Annotated in this window: 18 protein-coding genes; 11 read left to right on the top strand and 7 right to left on the bottom strand. The window is 55.9% G+C overall.

The window, feature by feature from the left end; translation table 11 throughout:
- Positions 1–496 precede the first annotated feature (496 nt).
- The 6 genes from O1722_RS17045 (at position 497) to O1722_RS17020 (ending at position 5,185) form a co-directional block, all read left to right on the top strand.
- Positions 497–922 (top strand): hypothetical protein, encoded by a 426-nt coding sequence (locus O1722_RS17045; protein ID WP_033486520.1) that lies wholly within the window; start codon positions 497–499, stop codon positions 920–922.
- A gap of 145 nt (positions 923–1,067) precedes the next feature.
- Positions 1,068–1,457, top strand: a complete 390-nt coding sequence (locus O1722_RS17040) for a hypothetical protein (protein WP_000735025.1) — start codon at positions 1,068–1,070, stop codon at positions 1,455–1,457.
- A 67-nt stretch (positions 1,458–1,524) separates the two neighbouring features.
- Complete coding sequence (locus tag O1722_RS17035) at positions 1,525–2,349, top strand: hypothetical protein (RefSeq protein WP_033486518.1); 825 nt, start codon at positions 1,525–1,527, stop codon at positions 2,347–2,349.
- Positions 2,350–2,570: 221 nt separating this feature from the next.
- On the top strand, positions 2,571–3,611 hold the full coding sequence (locus tag O1722_RS17030; protein WP_058686636.1) for an HNH endonuclease: 1,041 nt from the start codon (positions 2,571–2,573) through the stop codon (positions 3,609–3,611).
- Between the two features lie 166 nt (positions 3,612–3,777).
- Positions 3,778–4,380, top strand: a complete 603-nt coding sequence (locus tag O1722_RS17025; protein WP_058686637.1) for a site-specific integrase — start codon at positions 3,778–3,780, stop codon at positions 4,378–4,380.
- Between the two features lie 136 nt (positions 4,381–4,516).
- Complete coding sequence (locus tag O1722_RS17020; RefSeq protein ID WP_023296073.1) at positions 4,517–5,185, top strand: epoxyqueuosine reductase QueH; 669 nt, start codon at positions 4,517–4,519, stop codon at positions 5,183–5,185.
- A gap of 135 nt (positions 5,186–5,320) precedes the next feature.
- Here O1722_RS17020 and O1722_RS17015 read toward each other — a convergent pair whose 3' ends face one another.
- Positions 5,321–5,515, bottom strand: coding sequence for a hypothetical protein (locus tag O1722_RS17015; RefSeq protein WP_223230141.1), 195 nt, complete (start codon positions 5,513–5,515; stop codon positions 5,321–5,323).
- A 289-nt stretch (positions 5,516–5,804) separates the two neighbouring features.
- Positions 5,805–6,686 carry a LysR family transcriptional regulator gene (locus O1722_RS17010; RefSeq protein WP_003858850.1) on the bottom strand — a complete coding sequence of 294 codons (882 nt, stop codon included), beginning with the start codon at positions 6,684–6,686 and terminating at the stop codon, positions 5,805–5,807.
- A 105-nt stretch (positions 6,687–6,791) separates the two neighbouring features.
- On the opposite strand from O1722_RS17010, the gene budA reads away from it, so the two are divergent.
- From budA to O1722_RS16990, 4 genes are all read left to right on the top strand, one after another.
- The gene (gene budA, locus O1722_RS17005; protein ID WP_026094386.1) at positions 6,792–7,571 is read left to right on the top strand and encodes an acetolactate decarboxylase; all 780 of its coding nucleotides are present in this window, start codon (positions 6,792–6,794) and stop codon (positions 7,569–7,571) included.
- A gap of 13 nt (positions 7,572–7,584) precedes the next feature.
- Positions 7,585–9,264: an acetolactate synthase AlsS gene (gene alsS / locus O1722_RS17000; RefSeq protein WP_023296074.1), complete on the top strand. Its 1,680-nt coding sequence runs from the start codon at positions 7,585–7,587 to the stop codon at positions 9,262–9,264.
- A gap of 20 nt (positions 9,265–9,284) precedes the next feature.
- A complete protein-coding gene (locus O1722_RS16995) occupies positions 9,285–10,055 on the top strand; it encodes a (S)-acetoin forming diacetyl reductase (RefSeq protein ID WP_003858846.1) in 771 nt (256 codons plus the stop codon).
- A 137-nt stretch (positions 10,056–10,192) separates the two neighbouring features.
- The gene (locus tag O1722_RS16990) at positions 10,193–10,666 is read left to right on the top strand and encodes a cold-shock protein (RefSeq protein ID WP_017382537.1); all 474 of its coding nucleotides are present in this window, start codon (positions 10,193–10,195) and stop codon (positions 10,664–10,666) included.
- A gap of 69 nt (positions 10,667–10,735) precedes the next feature.
- Here the strand turns inward: O1722_RS16990 and O1722_RS16985 are convergent, their stop codons facing one another.
- From O1722_RS16985 to O1722_RS16965, 5 genes are all read right to left on the bottom strand, one after another.
- Entirely contained in the window at positions 10,736–11,440 is a 705-nt protein-coding gene (locus O1722_RS16985; protein ID WP_033486435.1) for an ABC transporter ATP-binding protein, read from the bottom strand.
- Positions 11,427–12,263 carry an ABC transporter ATP-binding protein gene (locus O1722_RS16980; RefSeq protein WP_033486434.1) on the bottom strand — a complete coding sequence of 279 codons (837 nt, stop codon included), beginning with the start codon at positions 12,261–12,263 and terminating at the stop codon, positions 11,427–11,429. Before O1722_RS16980 ends, O1722_RS16985 begins: the two co-directional genes overlap by 14 nt.
- Positions 12,256–13,089: an ABC transporter permease gene (locus O1722_RS16975; protein WP_023296077.1), complete on the bottom strand. Its 834-nt coding sequence runs from the start codon at positions 13,087–13,089 to the stop codon at positions 12,256–12,258. Before O1722_RS16975 ends, O1722_RS16980 begins: the two co-directional genes overlap by 8 nt.
- Positions 13,089–14,102, bottom strand: coding sequence for an ABC transporter permease (locus tag O1722_RS16970; protein ID WP_032670417.1), 1,014 nt, complete (start codon positions 14,100–14,102; stop codon positions 13,089–13,091). The genes O1722_RS16975 and O1722_RS16970 overlap by 1 nt, the downstream gene beginning before the upstream one ends.
- Before the next feature lie 138 nt (positions 14,103–14,240).
- Positions 14,241–15,809: an ABC transporter substrate-binding protein gene (locus O1722_RS16965; protein WP_033486433.1), complete on the bottom strand. Its 1,569-nt coding sequence runs from the start codon at positions 15,807–15,809 to the stop codon at positions 14,241–14,243.
- Positions 15,810–16,009: 200 nt separating this feature from the next.
- Between O1722_RS16965 and O1722_RS16960 the strand changes: the two genes are divergently transcribed.
- Complete coding sequence (locus tag O1722_RS16960; RefSeq protein ID WP_033486432.1) at positions 16,010–16,708, top strand: GNAT family N-acetyltransferase; 699 nt, start codon at positions 16,010–16,012, stop codon at positions 16,706–16,708.
- Positions 16,709–16,751: the final 43 nt, after the last annotated feature.

Here is a 16,751-nt window from a genome sequence, read left to right as displayed (position 1 = left end):
TAGCAGCAAGAAGAAGACGGTTGGGCATCTGGCCCACATGAACGGCGGGTCCCTGAACGCAATTTTCGCTCACATGATTGTCGCTTTTGAAATGCAGCGTGAACCACTCGTGGCCTGCCATTGAGTAACTCCTAACTTCAAAAAAACTTTATGAGGTTCGATCTGGCGGAGAGGGCGGAAGGACGTTATGAAAAGTGACTATCTATAAGCTCAGAGTCAGCAGCAGCCAAAAAGTGCTGTGAATGTAATTGATGGGTTATGCCTCATTTCTTAGGGGCAATGCCATCTCCACGCTAGCAGTGTGTTTGCCATTACATGCTTCTCTCGCTACGAAAAGCGATAAGTTACGCGCGTTACTGACGGCAGGAATCGTGTAAAAATCACTTTTGCTGAATGAGAGTCACCGCGAGTCTGCGCTGAGGTCCGTGACGCTTTGATTAATCCGCTCAGTAAGACAGTGACTATTCCTCCGATTCGTCATAAACAAGGAAAGTCCATGTTCGGATTCTTTAAAAAGAAAAAAACTGACGCTGAGACCGGGCAAGGTCCACGACTGACGGCAAACCAGTTTATCGCGCTGACGCTGAGTGATGAAAAGCTGTCGATGCCCGTGTACCTGCCGGGGATCCGCAGTGAGGCCGAATGCGCCGAACTGGGGTTATGGCCGCTCATCTACATCTGGAATGTGGATCGTGCCGCTGGCACCTTCAGCCTATCTGTTAACGGTAAAGCCATTGCCCACCTCCTGGAGCCTTTTGTGCCCCGTGAAGACCCTGCGTACGTTGAAATACGTGATGAGGCGATGAAGGTCATCTCCGAGGCTTCTACGCGGTCAGTGCTGGCGATGGTAGAAAAAACCGGCCTCATGCCCGATGTTTTGTTCGCGTATGACGCTGAGGATGTACAGCAGGAGCAGGGCTGACAGTCGGGGAGTGTCTGAGATTACGTCAGGGATCCTGTTAGTCACTGCTGTCATCGCAACGCTAAATTCTCGTCAAGAAATACTTGAGGTTGCCGAAATATACACTAAGCGTTATTCATGAACATAACCAAAAGGATGGATCCGTATGAAGAAACTCCTGCTTCTTGTTCCGCTCGTGTTTGCTGCACCGGTGCTGGCTTCCGAAGTGACGGTGGGTCAGGTTTGTAGGGCTGCTTCAGCGGCGATGTTCGGCCGTGACCACAAAATCATGCAGCTGGACAAAGTCGAGTCAGGTATTGCTTACGTACATTATATCCGACAGAACGATGGCACCCGCTGGGCCATCAAGTGCAAACTTATCGGCAATCAGGTGATGTGGGCATCTGACAATCCTGACAGCACTGGTCGCTGGCGGGATGATCCTGCAGACAGCACAGTCAAATATGCTGTTGAGGGTAAAAAAATCATTATTACTGAGGTCTACAGCGACGGTTCGAGTAGTTTTAATTCTTATCCGTTGAAGCAACTACAGTGATTTAATCAATACATCGTTACTCGTCGGTGCTTGGCTGATAAGGTTCATTTCATAGGGGAATGATAATATGTTTGGGAGCAGAACAAATTTAGTAACCAAGTGGTTTACAGTTTTCGAAGCAAAGAAAACCCCCGACAGAATTCCTCTTTCTCGCGCCTCCATGCAAGACGCCGACATGTATGAAGTCTATCTACGTAAAGAAGGAAAAGACAATGGCTATTTGTTCGTTAGGAAGGATGGTAACAAGCTTGAGGTGAAAGAATATTGCGAGGAAAGAGATTCATTCTGTATCCCAACTTTCCTTTACCTTTCAGAAATCACGCCTGAACAAGTATATGGTACACATTACTTTCAGGGTTACCGAATTGATTTTAACGATCTAAATCATCTTGAAAAAGTCGCCAGCCGAAAGTTCCTCAATGATATAAGGAAAGACCGCAAGAAGGAAGAGAAGCAACAGAAAAGGTATAACGAGCAAGAACGACGTGTTAACGATCGCATGGATGTGCTCAACGCTGTGATTGAGCTGTATATGAAAGACGGAAGTCACCATGGCCTACCAAAAATTGCAACCCGTATCCATAGTTTCCGCTGGGAACTGCATCCGAGGAAAGGAGAAATGAAACGTGAACTCGAGCTTGTGCTCGAATCCTTTGTATTGGATGGAGAGCTGAAAAAAGGTGAACATGGTGGCTATAAACCGACAGGTAAAGCTTTTACAACACTCGGCGAATACTCAACACAGTCACGAAGGCATGCAGAAATCAGCAAGCTCCAATCTGGTACAGTTAGGGCTACAGCATTAGCTGCGATAGCAGCAATTGCTAGCGCAACGCCTGTCATAATGCTCTACCTGGCAAAACTATTTAATACAATTAAGGCGCTACTTTAATAATTTCATGCCTTTACTATAGTAGATTTGTTTTCAAAACATTAGATGTTACACTTCAGAGAAACAACTCCTGTGACTATAAATACCGCTCTCTCTTGACATACACCATATCTAGCGTTTCGAATCTAATATCATAGTCCTTTCAACTCTATCGCAACTTTTCACTCTGAGTAGAAAGGTTAATAACAACTGGCTTTTATCAGATCATACAGGTTTATACGATGAGTATGAGGCAGAATGGATATCCAAACGGTCCCCTGGTGAGAGCAATATGGGATTGCTGTGATGAGCTGTATGAGCGTTTAGGCCGCGTTCCTGAAAGACAGGAACTCTTGCAGGAGATGAAGCTACGGGAACCCGAAAGGGCAGGTCTAAGTACTTATGGAAGACAGAGAATTGAATGGAAGCTGTACCACGGTTTTGAAAGCACGGAGAAAGCAGATAGTTGCCTTAATATTATACCCGAGGAATTTTTAGAGCCACAGCTACGCCGAGTTGTTTATGCCGTTACACAACTGGGGGAAGTTTCGATTCCACAGGTCATTGAATGGCTTGATTTTAGCAACGCCCCGCTAAAGTTGAATGAAATTCGATCACAATTCCAGGCGCTCACTGTCAATGATAATCAGCGTGCACGATATCGTGCATCCCGTACCAGCATGGTTAGCGATCAGGGGCATTATATGGACAAGCTCTTCCGCACCGGAAAAGGGAGGGCGACCCGCTATGTTCTTTATGATCCAAACATACACGGTGTCTGGGATATTGGCGATGATGGAAAAACGCCAGTAGAGATTGTAAAACCTACTTTCCTTGAGAGGTTAAGGATTTTGCATGAATGTACTGATTGTCCTGAGTTAAAACTGGAGGATATGCGTGCAAGAGTGCTGAGGGAAATTGTGGATCGTGAAGGTCAGCCTATCTTTCGGAAAAGACTACTGGATGCCTACAATCGAGCATGTGCAGTTACCGACTGTGCGATCGCTGAATTACTTGAGGCCGCTCATATAATTCCTTATTCAGGTGCCCAGCATTGTAAGGCCATGCACGGAATACTTCTCAGGACCGATATACACACGCTATTTGACAAAGGGCTGCTTTGGATAGATCAGAACTTTAGGGTTAGCCTCGACCCTGGGTTACTAAACAGTGAGTACGGTCATTTACAGGGTAAATTAATGAGATTGCCGGAGGCACGAATGGATCGCCCACTTAAGGTTCATCTCGCCTATCATCGTGCGCTTTTTGTAAATAAATTATGATGTTATATTGAATGCTCGAAAGCAAGTTTGACCTGCTCCCCGTTGATTGACATACGGCGTGATGTTAGTAATGTCTTAACCAGTTGTGAGAACAATTGCGAACTTCCGCTTCTCGCTCATAAGAGACAACCATACTCAAATCTCCCACATTGCAGGAGATTTGAGTATGAACACGTCACCGTGGAATAAAGACCGTATCATAGGCCAAAAAAGACCACTTCAGATATCTCATATCTGGGGGATCCGAATCCGGCTTGAACTGGAAGGTAAAACGCGTGATTTAGCTCTGTTCAATATGGCCTTAGACAGTAAGCTACGAGGCTGCGATCTGGTGAACCTGAAAGTATCTGATGTTGCATATGGTAGCTCGGTTTCAAGCAGAGCAACGGTGCTGCAACAGAAAACCGGTAGCCCTGTGCAATTTGAGATAACCAAAGGGACAAGAGAAGCTGTTGCTGCATTGATAAAGCTTGGCAATTTGCACAGTAAAGACTTCTTGTTTCGGTCTCGGATCGGAACTAACCGGCACATATCAACCCGACAATACAGCCGAATTTTTCATGGGTGGGTAGAAAAGCTTGGTCTCGAAGCTTCGCTTTACAGCACACATTCCATGAGAAGAACAAAACCTTACCTGATATACAAGAAAACCAAGAATCTCCGGGTGATCCAACTTCTGTTGGGCCATAAGAAACTGGAAAGCACTGTCCGTTATCTAGGCATCGAAGTCGATGATGCGTTAGAGATCTCTGAACCGATTGAAGTCTAAGGTTGTCAGGGCTGCAACAGCAGCCCTGTGTCAATAACAGGCATTGCGGGATATGTATGAGACTGGCCGCCATTCCCGATAGCACAGCTCTGATGCTACACTGTTTTCAGTCCTCATTACCTCATCAAATAAATTTATGACTACCGCTGATTTCAAACGCCCTAAACTAGAACTCCCAAACGGGGCTGATAAACTGCTGCTGCACTCCTGTTGCGCTCCGTGTTCTGGTGAGGTAATGGAGGCGATCCAGGCCTCAGGGATCGACTACACCATCTTCTTCTACAATCCGAACATTCATCCGCAGAAAGAGTATCTGATTCGTAAGGATGAGAATATTCGCTTTGCCGAACAGCACGGCGTACCGTTTATCGATGCGGATTACGATACAGATAACTGGTTTGAGCGCGCCAAAGGCATGGAATGGGAACCCGAGCGCGGCATTCGCTGCACCATGTGTTTTGACATGCGCTTTGAGCGGACTGCGCTTTACGCCGCTGAAAATGGCTTCAACGTGATTAGCAGCTCACTGGGCATCTCTCGCTGGAAAAATATGCAGCAAATCAACGACTGCGGTCAGCGAGCCGCCGCCCACTATCCGGGTATGGTCTATTGGGACTATAACTGGCGGAAACAGGGCGGTTCGTCGCGCATGATTGAAATCAGCAAGCGCGAACAGTTCTACCAGCAGGAATACTGCGGCTGCGTTTATTCACTGCGTGACAGCAACCTGCACCGCAAATCCCAGGGCCGTCCTCTCATTCAGATCGGTAAGCTTTACTACGGTAAAGAAGACGACCAGGCCTGATTTTATGTCACGCCCTCTGTGGCGTGACCGCCTTCCTGTGCATTCCTCTAACAAACCGTCATTCATCAAACAACGTTGTCCTTTGTGTAAGGCCGACTCAGTGAGCCGTTATATAAGGCTCCTTCACAAACTCCGCTAACAACCCAGCAGTTGCTTACAGAGCGTAGAAAATGTCACCGCATCGTCCATTTCCACCAGTACGCTCACGTACGCCGCACAGGTGCCAGCCAGTTCAAAGAGATCCGCAGAATCGGGAAGTTGCAGGTGAAGAAGGTGATGAACAGCGCTTTCTTCAGCGTATACGTATGAAAATCCAGGGGTAGTCGCCATTTAGCATCCTCGTTGTCCAAAAAAATGTCACGTCATGATAACGGGTTCCTACGCCCGGTTACGGATGTGCCGCAACGCAGGCACTTTACGACCGCGGAGAAGGGATGAAAAGGGATGCCCCTGAATTACATAAGGTTGCTTAAAAGTTTGCGAGGCGGCTTCCAAAGGGCATTGCCGGGTGGCGGCTGCGCCTTACCCGGCCTACAAAACCGCCAACAAGCCAACCAACCCGCGACACGAACCGTAGGCCCGCGCAAGCGCAGCGCCGCCGGGCACAGCCACACCGTAGCTACCCCTCGCTCATCATCGCCAGAAATCGCTTCACCGTCCGCGAACGCTCAAAACGCCGCCAGCAGAGCGCGATATCGGTATAAAGCTCCGGTGAGCGCAGCGCATGGTAGGTGACATTCGGCGGAGAAATAGCGGCCATGGATTTCGGCACCAGCGCGAACCCGCCGCCAGCGGAGACCATGCTCAGGGAAGAGGAAAGTTGTGAGGATTGCAGCGTGTGTTGCATATCGATCCCGGCCCGCTCGCAGCTGCCGTAAACGCGGTCATACAGCCCCGGTGCTACCTCCTGGGGGAACAGCACCACCGGCGTATCCCGCAGCTCATCCAGCGCCAGATCGCCACATGCCGCCAGAGGATGATCGCGATGCAGCGCCACCACCATCGGCTCCCGATCGAGGATTTTTAATTCGAACACCTTACTGCTTTCGCACGGCAGGCGCACAAAGGCGATATCCAGCTCACCCTCCGCCAGCATCGTCGTCAGCGACGACATATTGGCTTCCACCTGGTGAACCTGCACAGCCATGTTCTGCACCTGAAACTGGCGAATCAGGGCGAAGATTTTGGGATGAAAAGCATCTGAACTGGTGATGCCAATCGACAGGCTGCCGTTCAGCCCGCGCGCGATGCCCCGGGCTTTCTCCAGCGCGGCGTCGCTCAGCGCCAGGATCTTACAGGCGTCCTCATAGAAGGCCTCTCCCGCTTCGGTCAGCTCCACGCCCCGTGTCAGGCGCCTGAACAGCGGCGTGCCCACTTCCTCTTCGAGCCGTTTGATCTGCTGACTCAGAGGAGGCTGTGAAATACCCAGCGCTTTGGCCGCCCTGGTGAAGTGTCGCTCGCGTGCTACCGCGACAAAATAGCGCAGATAACGAAGTTCCATATCAAAAACGTCTCAAACCAGCATGGATTCTATATTGGAACTCTCTGCTGAATCGGGTCAACATTTATTTAACCTTTATAAATAAAGTTGAAGAGGACGGGCATGATGATGCATTCATCTGCATGCGACTGTGAGGCGAGTTTATGCGAGACCCTGCGTGGGTTCTCGGCTCAGCATCCTGACAGCGTGATCTATCAGACATCGCTAATGAGCGCCCTGCTAAGCGGCGTCTACGAAGGGGAGACGACCATCGCCGACCTGCTGGCACACGGTGATTTTGGTCTCGGTACCTTTAACGAGCTGGACGGTGAAATGATTGCCTTCAGCAGCCAGGTGTACCAGCTGCGCGCCGACGGCAGCGCCCGCGCCGCGAAGCCGGAGCAAAAAACGCCGTTCGCGGTGATGACCTGGTTCCAGCCGCAGTACCGCAAGGCCTTCGACGGGCCGGTCAGCCGTCAGCAGATCCACGACGTGATCGACAAGCAAATCCCCTCCGATAACCTGTTCTGCGCGCTGCGCATCGACGGCAATTTCCGCCACGCGCACACCCGCACCGTACCGCGCCAGACACCGCCGTACCGGGCGATGACCGACGTGCTGGATGACCAGCCGGTGTTCCGCTTTAACCAGCGCGAGGGCGTACTGGTCGGGTTCCGCACCCCGCAGCATATGCAGGGCATTAACGTGGCGGGCTATCACGAACACTTTATCACCGACGACCGTCAGGGCGGGGGCCACCTGCTCGACTATCAGCTGGAGAACGGCGTGCTCACCTTCGGCGAAATCCACAAGCTGATGATTGACCTGCCCGCCGACAGCGCGTTTTTACAGGCCAACCTGCACCCCAGCAACCTTGATGCGGCTATCCGCGCCGTCGAAAACTAACAGGAGAACTACCGTGAACAGTGAGAAACAGTCACGTCAGTGGGCGCACGGCGCCGATATGGTTGTCGGCCAGCTGGAAGCGCAGGGTGTGAAGCAGGTGTTCGGCATACCGGGCGCAAAAATCGACAAGGTCTTTGACTCCCTGCTGGACTCCTCCATCGAGATTATCCCGGTGCGTCACGAGGCGAACGCGGCGTTTATGGCGGCAGCGGTAGGGCGGCTAACCGGCAAGGCCGGGGTCGCGCTGGTCACCTCCGGGCCGGGCTGCTCCAACCTGATCACCGGCATCGCCACCGCCAACAGCGAAGGTGACCCGGTGGTGGCGCTGGGCGGGGCGGTGAAGCGGGCAGATAAAGCGAAACTGGTGCACCAGAGCATGGATACCGTCGCCATGTTCAGCCCGGTCACCAAATACGCCGTCGAAGTTAATTCACCGGACGCGATTGCCGAGGTGGTGTCGAACGCGTTTCGCGCTGCCGAGCAGGGCAGGCCGGGCGGGGCGTTTGTCAGCCTGCCGCAGGATATTGTCGACCAGCCCACCACGGGGGCGATTTTACCCGCCAGCACCGCGGCGCTGATGGGCCCGGCGCCGGAGTCAGCCATCAACGACGTGGCGAAGCTTATCGCGAAGGCCAAAAACCCGGTCATCTTACTCGGCCTGATGGCCAGCCAGCCCGCCAACAGCGCCGCGCTGCATAAGCTGCTGGAGAGAAGCCGTATTCCGGTCACCAGCACCTATCAGGCCGCCGGGGCGGTGAATCAGGAACACTTCACCCGCTTCGCCGGACGCGTCGGCCTCTTTAACAACCAGGCGGGCGACCGGCTGCTGCATCTGGCGGACCTGATTATCTGCATCGGCTACAGCCCGGTGGAGTACGAGCCGTCCATGTGGAACAGCGGCGACGCCACGCTGGTGCACATTGACGTGCTGCCCGCCTATGAGGAGCGCAAGTATGTTCCCGATCTGGAACTGGTCGGGGATATTGCCGCCACGCTGAATCTGCTTGCCAGTCGAATCGAGCACAAACTTGAACTCAGCCAGCGCGCCTCGGAAATTCTTGTCGATCGCCAGCATCAGCGGGACCTCCTCGACCGTCGCGGCGCATCGCTTAACCAGTTTGCTCTGCATCCGCTGCGCATCGTGCGCGCCATGCAGGACATCGTGAACAACGACGTGACGCTCACCGTCGACATGGGCAGCTTCCACATCTGGATCGCCCGCTACCTTTACAGCTTCCGGGCGCGTCAGGTGATGATCTCCAACGGTCAGCAGACCATGGGCGTGGCGCTGCCGTGGGCGATTGGCGCGTGGCTGGTCAACCCGGGGCGCAAGGTGGTCTCGGTCTCCGGGGACGGCGGCTTTTTGCAGTCGAGCATGGAGCTGGAAACCGCCGTACGCCTCAACGCCAATGTGCTGCACATCATCTGGGTGGATAACGCCTACAACATGGTGGCCATCCAGGAAGAGAAAAAATACCAGAGGCTTTCCGGCGTCGAGTTCGGCCCGGTCGATTTCAAAGTCTATGCCGACGCGTTCGGTGCGAAAGGCTTTGCCGTCGAGAGCGCGGATGCGCTCGAACCGACGCTGCGTGCGGCAATGGATGTCGATGGCCCGGCCGTGGTGGCCATTCCCGTCGACTACAGCGATAACCCGCTGCTGATGGGCCAGCTCCATCTCAGCCAGATTTTGTGAATCAATATAAGGACAGAGAAATGCAAAAAGTGGCCCTCGTAACCGGCTCCGGCCAGGGGATTGGCAAAGCGATCGCGCTTCGCCTGGTGAAGGATGGTTTTGCCGTTGCTATTGCGGATTACAACGAAGAGACGGCGAAAGCGGTCGCGGATGAGATCACCCGTAACGGCGGGAAGGCCGTCGCCGTGAAGGTGGACGTCTCTGACCGCGAGCAGGTGTTCGCGGCGGTGGAAAAAGCCCGCACCGCGCTGGGCGGTTTTAACGTCATCGTCAATAACGCCGGGGTGGCGCCGTCCACGCCCATCGAATCCATCACGCCGGAAATTGTCGACAAGGTCTACAACATCAACGTGAAAGGGGTGATCTGGGGCATTCAGGCCGCAATTGACGCGTTTCGTAAAGAGGGGCACGGCGGCAAGATCATCAACGCCTGCTCCCAGGCGGGCCACACCGGTAACCCGGAGCTGGCCGTCTACAGTTCCAGTAAATTCGCGGTGCGCGGCTTAACCCAGACCGCCGCGCGGGATCTCGCGCCGCTGGGGATCACCGTTAACGCCTACTGCCCGGGGATCGTCAAAACGCCGATGTGGGCGGAAATCGACCGTCAGGTCTCCGAGGCGGCGGGTAAACCGCTTGGCTACGGGACGGAAACCTTTGCCAAACGCATCACGCTTGGCCGTTTGTCCGAGCCGGAAGACGTGGCCGCCTGCGTCTCTTACCTCGCCGGGCCGGATTCCGACTACATGACCGGTCAGTCGCTGCTGATTGATGGTGGGATGGTGTTCAACTAAATACACAATACTAAAAAGCTCTGACATGAACTTTCCCCTGCTCCCGTGCAGGGGCTTTTTTTTGTCTCGTCAGCCATTGTGCATTACACTGCGCGCTGCAAAACTTTAGTCTTGAGATCTGACAGGCGGTAACAGCGATGAACGGTACAATCACAACGTGGTTTAAAGATAAAGGCTTTGGATTTATCAAAGATGAAAACGGCGACAACCGCTATTTTCATGTGATTAAGGTCGCCAACCCTGATCTGATTAAAAAAGATGCGGCGGTGACCTTCGAGCCAACCACCAACAGCAAAGGCCTTTCCGCGTATGCGGTGAAGGTGATCCCGGAGAGTAAGCATCTCTATATTGCGGGCGAGCGCGTGAAGCTCACCTCAATCAAATCCTTCGTGGTGTTCAGTGAGGAAGAGCCCGTTGAGACCAAAATCGACAAAGAGAATGCGGTGCTGTCGGTGGGGCTGCTGATGAACAGCATCAAACCCAAAACCGAGAAAAAGCCGGGCGAAATGCGCACGGTGAAGAAGCTGGCGATCACCACCTTCCAGAACACGACGATGATCTTCACTGAAGATGAGATCGACATTGATGCCACGGTGAAGCTGCTGAAGTAACGTTTTGCCGGGTGGCGGCTACGCCTTACCCGGCCTACGAAATGCGTGCGGCACTCGCCGCCGCACGGTTTACCCCATCCTGTGCTCCCCCCGCAACATTGCTTCACGGTCAAATACCCGCTGGATCTTCCCGTGCGCCATAAATGCCGCCCGGTCGGACATATGCGCAATCACGTCCGCATCGTGGCTCACCAGCAGGTAGGTCATGCCGTGCTGCGCCTTCAGGCGGTTGAGCAGGTTCAGGATCTCCGCCTGTACCGACATATCCAGCGCCGAGGTCGGTTCATCCAGCAGCAGAAGCTGCGGGCGCAGCAGCAGCGCGCGGGCAATGGCCACGCGCTGACGCTGTCCGCCGGAAAGCTGATGCGGGTAACGCCTGCCGGCGTCGGCAGCCAGACCCACCTGTTGCAGCGCATCCGCCACCTTTTCGGCAACCTGGGTTTCGCCGTGGATGTTTAACGGCTCCGACAGGGTGCGGGCAATGGTGTGGTTCGGGTGCAAAGACGCCCACGGATCCTGGAACACCATCTGCACGTTACGTCGAAGCGCGCCTTCAAAACGTCGTCCTGGCCGTAAATTTTCCCCGAGGACGGAAATGTGGCCATGCCACTCGCGCAGCAGCCCCGCCAGCACGCGCAGAAGAGTCGATTTGCCGCAGCCGGATTCACCGATCAGGCTGAAGGTTTCGCCTTTTTCGATCGCAAAACTGGCGGCGGAAACCGCCGTTTTTTCACCAAAACTCACCCGGAGCTGGTTAACCTCAACGAGTGCCATTGTCGGCCTCCTTCCACGGTTGCGAACGGTCGAGCGTCGGCAGCATCTGGCCAAACGTCCCGGCGTTCGGGCGGCAGGTCCAGAGCGTGCGCGTGTAGGGATGGGTTGCCTGCGGCAACTGGCTCGCCGCCATTTCATCAACGTTCTCACCCTGATACATCACCAGCACGCGGTCACAGTGTTCCGCGACGAGCGGCAAGTCGTGGCTGATTAACAGCATCGCCATCTGCCGCGCCTCGCACTGCTGTACCAGCAGCTCCAGGATCTGGTTGCGCAGGCGTGCGTCCAGCGCGGAAGTCGGTTCGTCGGCGATCAGCACCTGCGGGTTGTTGACGAGCGCAATGGCGATCATCACGCGCTGGCCCATGCCGCCGGAGAGTTCGCCGGGATAGCGCTGGAGCACGTGCTCGTTCAGCCCCACGGCGCGGATGATATCGTGAATGCGCGCCAGGCGTTCGGCGCGGGGCAGGCGCTGATGGAGGGTCAGCGCCTCATCAAGCTGGGCGGCGACAGTTTTCACCGGGTTTAGCGCGTAGCGCGGATCCTGTAGAACCATCGCAATGCCGTTGCCGCGCAGCGCCTGCCAGCGGCGGCTGTTCAGGGTCAGCAGGTCGTTGCCAAGCACGTTAAGCCGCTTAGCGCTCACGATGCCGGGCTTGCGCACCAGCCCCATCAGGGCGCGGGCAGACATGGACTTGCCGGAGCCGGATTCTCCCACCAGCGCCAGCCGCTCGTTGCCTAACGTAAAGCTCAGGTTGTTGACCACGCGCGCGGCGGGGTAGTCGATATTTAGCGCATCGACGATGACGCGGTGTTCAGTCATGCTGTGGCTCCAGTACGTCGCGCAGGCCATCGCCCAGCAGGTTAAAGGCCAGGCTGGCAAACAGAATCGCCCCGCCTGGAATGGCGGCAATCCACCACTGGTCAAAAATGACCTGCATGCCGTCGGCTATCATCGCGCCCCATTCCGCCATCGGTGGACGTGCGCCCAGGCCAAGGAAGCCCAGCCCGGCGGCGGCCAGAATGATCCCGGCCAGATCCAGCGCCAGCCGCACAATCGCGGAGGGCAGGCACAGGGGCAGAATATGGCCGACCAGCAGGCGCGGGCCGCGAATGCCCATCATCTCCGCGGCGGCCAGATAATCGCTGTGGCGCAGACGCTGGATTTCACTGCGCGCCTGGCGCGCATAGGCAGGCCAGGTCGTTAAGGCCAGCGCCAGCGCGCCGTTCACCAGACCGGGGCCGAGCATCGCGACAAACGCGAAGGCGAGGATCAGGCGCGGCATCGACATCACCACGTCGGTAAAGCGCATCAGGATGCGCTCCATCCAGCCGCCGTAGTAGCCTGACAAAATCCCCACCAGCAGACCGGCGGGGAGGGTAATAACGGTGACTAAGGCCACCAGCCCCAGTGCCGGACGGGTGCCGTAGATTAATCGGGAGAGCAGATCCCGCCCATAGCTGTCGGTACCCAGCCAGTGCTGCGCGTTGGGCGGTTGCAGACGCGCGGCGGCGTCCTGCCAGTTGGGGTCATGCGGCGCAAGCCACGGTGCTAACAGGGCAATAAGCACCAGCAGCGCGATGGCGATCAGCCCGCAAAACGCGGCAGGGGAGCGGCGCAGGCGGCGTAAGAAGAGATAAAACGGCATTAGCGCACCCTGGGATCGGTCGCCCGCACAAGCAGGTCGGTAAGGTTATTGATCAGAACAAAGCAGACGCCAATCAGCAGCGTGCCGCCCATCACGGCGGTGGTGTCACCGGCGAACAGGGCCGTGGTGAGGTAGCGCCCGATGCCCGGCCACGAGAAGACGGTTTCGGTTAATACCGCGCCCTCCAGCATGCTGGTGTAGGCCAGGGCAATCACCGTCAGCAGGGTGCTGCGAATGTTCGGCAGCACGTGACGCAGCAGGATGGTCATCTCTCCGGCGCCTTTGGCGCGGGCGAGCAATATGTACTCTTTGTTCATCTCGCTCAGACAGGCGGAGCGCGTCAGGCGGGTGATACTTGCCAGCGAGTAGTAGGCCAGCAGCAGCACCGGCAGCACCAGGTGGCTGATGGCGTTGCGGAACGCCTCGCGGTCGCCGGAAAGCCAGGTATCAACCAGCGCAAATCCGGTTCGTGGCTCAACGGTGAATTGCCAGATGTCGTCCAGCCTGCCGGGGCCAGCGCTCCACTGTAGTTTCGCGTAGAACAGAGCCAGCATCAGCAGTCCGAGCCAGAATATTGGCACCGAATTGCCGAGCAGGGTGAGCGTTCTGATCGCTAAGTCCAGTGGCGAACCGACGTAGCGGGCGCACAGTACACCCGCAATCACGCCGAGTACCGTGCCGATAATTAGCGCCAGCGTTGCCAGTTCCAGCGTGGCGGGAAAGGCGTGCAGCAGGTCCTGCAATACCGGCTGACCGGTAGCGCTGGCGGTGCCTAAATCCCCGTTAGCGAGGTTTTGCAGGTAGTGCCAGAACTGCACCGGCAGGGGCCGATCCAGCCCAAGCTGGTGGCGAACCTGATCGTAAGTGGACTGGCTGGCGTGATCGCCGACGATCTGCAATACGCGATCGACCGGGGAAAAGGCAGAGAGCGCAAACGTGACCAGCAGTAGCCCGAACAGCGTGAGCAGGAGAGTCAGCAGACCCTGAAGCACGCGGGTGGAAAGATGTGGCATGGGAAAATCGTTATCCTGAAAATATGCACGAACGACCCCCTCTCCCTGTGGGAGAGGGCAGGGGTGAGGGGAAACAGGCGGCTCTGTTGCGCAATGTTGCCCTCACCCCAACCCTCTCCCACGGGAGAGGGGGAAAAGCTACTTCGTAACGCGATCGTACCAGACCATATCCGCGTTCAGCCCCTGCTGATACCCCTTCACGTTATCGCGCACCACGATCTGGGTTTTGCCCTGGTCAACGAACACATACGGCGAGTTATGCTGTAACTGTTCCTGCATCTTCTTATACAGATCCAGACGTTTTGCCGGATCCGGCTCGGCAACCGCCGCCAGCGTAGCGTTGTTCAGCTCCGGAATTTTCCAGCCGTTAAGCCCGGCCACGGTGCTGGATTTCCCGTCATTCCATGCGAAGGCGCTGGCGTTGGAGTGTGCATCGAAGTAGTCCGGGATCCACAGACGTATGGCCGCCTGATGCTGTTTCGCACGCACGCGGGCGTACACCTGGCTACCCGCCGCGGGCAGCAGATCCACCTTCACGCCGCCCTGAGCGAAGCTCGCCTGCATGGATTGCGCGATGGTGATGAACGGCGGTTTATTCTCTACGTCCAGCGTGAAATGCGCGTCTTTGATGCCCGCCCTGGCGAGGATCGCTTTTGCTTTTGCCGGGTCAAACGTGAACGGATTGTCCTCCAGCGCGCCCGGCAGGCCGACCGGCAGGAAGCTCTGATGAACAAAATACTGGCCTTTCAGCAGGTCTTTGGTGATGCCTTCATAATCCACCAGCCAGCGCGAGGCTTCCCAGAACGCTGGATTATTCAGCAGCGGGTTAGCGCTGTTGCCGGTGTTAAACACCAGATAGTTTTGCTCGGCAGAAGGGATGCTAAGCACCCTCACGCCCGGCTTGCCGCTGAGGGCGCTTATCTGGTCTGCACCCAGATCGCGCGCCACGTCCGCATCACCCTGCTGGATCAGCAGGCGGCGGGAAGCGGGATCGGGGACGTTTTTAATGATGATGCTTTTAAGCTTCGGCGCGCCGCCGGGCGCGGATTCGTTGGCTTCCAGCACGATGGCCTGATGCGGCTGGTAAACGCGCATTTTGAACGCGCCGCTGCCCGCAGAGTGCATTTTTAACCACGCGTTGCCGAAGTCGTTATCCTTCACGTTCGCCGCAACCTGCTTTTCATCGACGATGGAGGCAATCGGCGTGGAGAGTATATTCAGCGCTACCGACGGGCTGACGTCCGCCGTCCAGCGAAGCGTGAGGGTATGGTCGTCCACTTTCTTCAGCTGGCTGGCGATGTTGCTGGCGTCCCAGCCCAGTACGTTGAGGATAAACGCCGGGGATTTGTTCAGCGTCACGGCGCGGGTATATGAGAAGATCACATCTTCCGGGCGCAGCGGGTTGCCGGAGGCAAATTTTGCATCGGGCTTAAGTTTGATGGTCAGGGTTTTTGCTGCCGCGTCCGCTTCCCAGCTTTCGGCCAGAACCGGGGTGATTTTCTCCGGGTTATCGCGGTCCGGCTGTACCAGACGATGATACAAACTCGGTACGGTCTGGATGCTGGAAAGTTCGTTGGCTTCGGCCGGGTCAAGGCTCACGATATCATCCAGACCCTGGGCGACAACCAGCGTGTTGGGCGGGGTAGCGGCGTGAGCAGCGCTTGAGAGCGCAGCCAGCACCAGTAACGGCAGCAGTTTTTTAGTCATAGCGATCCCTGAAGAAAATATATTGTGATTGTTTTATGCACCGTTACGGTAGGCTGGCTGAGGATTTCCTCAAAGTCGAAATTCTGCTTTGCTTATGCCCTCCGGGAATAACGCATTCGGTCTGGTTATGAGTCACCTCTCTTTGCGTTCGCTTTTTAACCTGCTATAACAAACTCCTTACCTTTCAGGGAGTCACCGCCGTGCCCGAAATCAATCAACATGGTCAAACCGTTAACGATATTGTCCCGGACTGGAAATGCGCCCGCGCGTTAACCCGTACCCTGCTCACCGGGCAGTATTGCCGCCTGGAGCCGCTGGATGCCGACCGCCATTCGGCTGATTTGTTTGAAGCCTATGCGCTGGGTGACGACAGCGACTGGACGTGGCTTGCCAGCACCCAGCCTGGGAGCGTTGAGGCCACTGCGCACTGGGTGCTCGGAAAGGTGCTGGATGACGACCTGGTGCCCTTTGCCGTCATCGATCTGCGCACCGAAAAGGCGGTAGGGCTGGTCAGCTATATGGCGATAGAACGCTTTCAGGGCTCGGTTGAGATCGGCCACGTCACCTGGTCGCGCAGGATGAAGGGCACCCGCGTGGGTACCGAAGCGGTGTGGCTGCTGCTGAAAAATGCCTTTGAGCATCAATATCGCCGGCTGGAGTGGAAGTGCGATTCGATGAACATCGCCTCACGCAACGCGGCGGAGCGGCTGGGGTTTGTCTGGGAAGGGCGCCTGCGCCAGAAGCTGGTGCGCAAAGGCCGCAACCGCGACAGCGATATGCTCTCGATTATTGACGGCGAATGGCCGCAAAAGGATGCGGCTCTGCGGGCCTGGCTGGCGGCGGAGAATTTTGACGGGGAAGGACGGCAGGTTAAGCGGCTTGAAGCATTTCGGCAATAATTTCCCCTCACCCTAACCCTCTCCCAGAGGGAGAGGGGACGAT

It is taken from the genome of Enterobacter cloacae complex sp. HYC003_NIDB (genome assembly GCF_056673375.1).
Note: the sequence above shows the minus strand (reverse complement) of the source record. Positions and strands in the feature narration are given on the sequence as shown.

Coding starts and splice junctions, on each gene's coding strand:
- O1722_RS17045 (WP_033486520.1), top strand. CDS start 497: ATGTTCGGATTCTTTAAAAAGAAAAAAACTGACGCTGAGACCGGGCAA.
- O1722_RS17040 (WP_000735025.1), top strand. CDS start 1,068: ATGAAGAAACTCCTGCTTCTTGTTCCGCTCGTGTTTGCTGCACCGGTG.
- O1722_RS17035 (WP_033486518.1), top strand. CDS start 1,525: ATGTTTGGGAGCAGAACAAATTTAGTAACCAAGTGGTTTACAGTTTTC.
- O1722_RS17030 (WP_058686636.1), top strand. CDS start 2,571: ATGAGTATGAGGCAGAATGGATATCCAAACGGTCCCCTGGTGAGAGCA.
- O1722_RS17025 (WP_058686637.1), top strand. CDS start 3,778: ATGAACACGTCACCGTGGAATAAAGACCGTATCATAGGCCAAAAAAGA.
- O1722_RS17020 (WP_023296073.1), top strand. CDS start 4,517: ATGACTACCGCTGATTTCAAACGCCCTAAACTAGAACTCCCAAACGGG.
- O1722_RS17015 (WP_223230141.1), bottom strand. CDS start 5,515: ATGGCGACTACCCCTGGATTTTCATACGTATACGCTGAAGAAAGCGCT.
- O1722_RS17010 (WP_003858850.1), bottom strand. CDS start 6,686: ATGGAACTTCGTTATCTGCGCTATTTTGTCGCGGTAGCACGCGAGCGA.
- budA (WP_026094386.1), top strand. CDS start 6,792: ATGATGCATTCATCTGCATGCGACTGTGAGGCGAGTTTATGCGAGACC.
- O1722_RS16995 (WP_003858846.1), top strand. CDS start 9,285: ATGCAAAAAGTGGCCCTCGTAACCGGCTCCGGCCAGGGGATTGGCAAA.
- O1722_RS16990 (WP_017382537.1), top strand. CDS start 10,193: ATGAACGGTACAATCACAACGTGGTTTAAAGATAAAGGCTTTGGATTT.
- O1722_RS16985 (WP_033486435.1), bottom strand. CDS start 11,440: ATGGCACTCGTTGAGGTTAACCAGCTCCGGGTGAGTTTTGGTGAAAAA.
- O1722_RS16980 (WP_033486434.1), bottom strand. CDS start 12,263: ATGACTGAACACCGCGTCATCGTCGATGCGCTAAATATCGACTACCCC.
- O1722_RS16975 (WP_023296077.1), bottom strand. CDS start 13,089: ATGCCGTTTTATCTCTTCTTACGCCGCCTGCGCCGCTCCCCTGCCGCG.
- O1722_RS16970 (WP_032670417.1), bottom strand. CDS start 14,102: ATGCCACATCTTTCCACCCGCGTGCTTCAGGGTCTGCTGACTCTCCTG.
- O1722_RS16965 (WP_033486433.1), bottom strand. CDS start 15,809: ATGACTAAAAAACTGCTGCCGTTACTGGTGCTGGCTGCGCTCTCAAGC.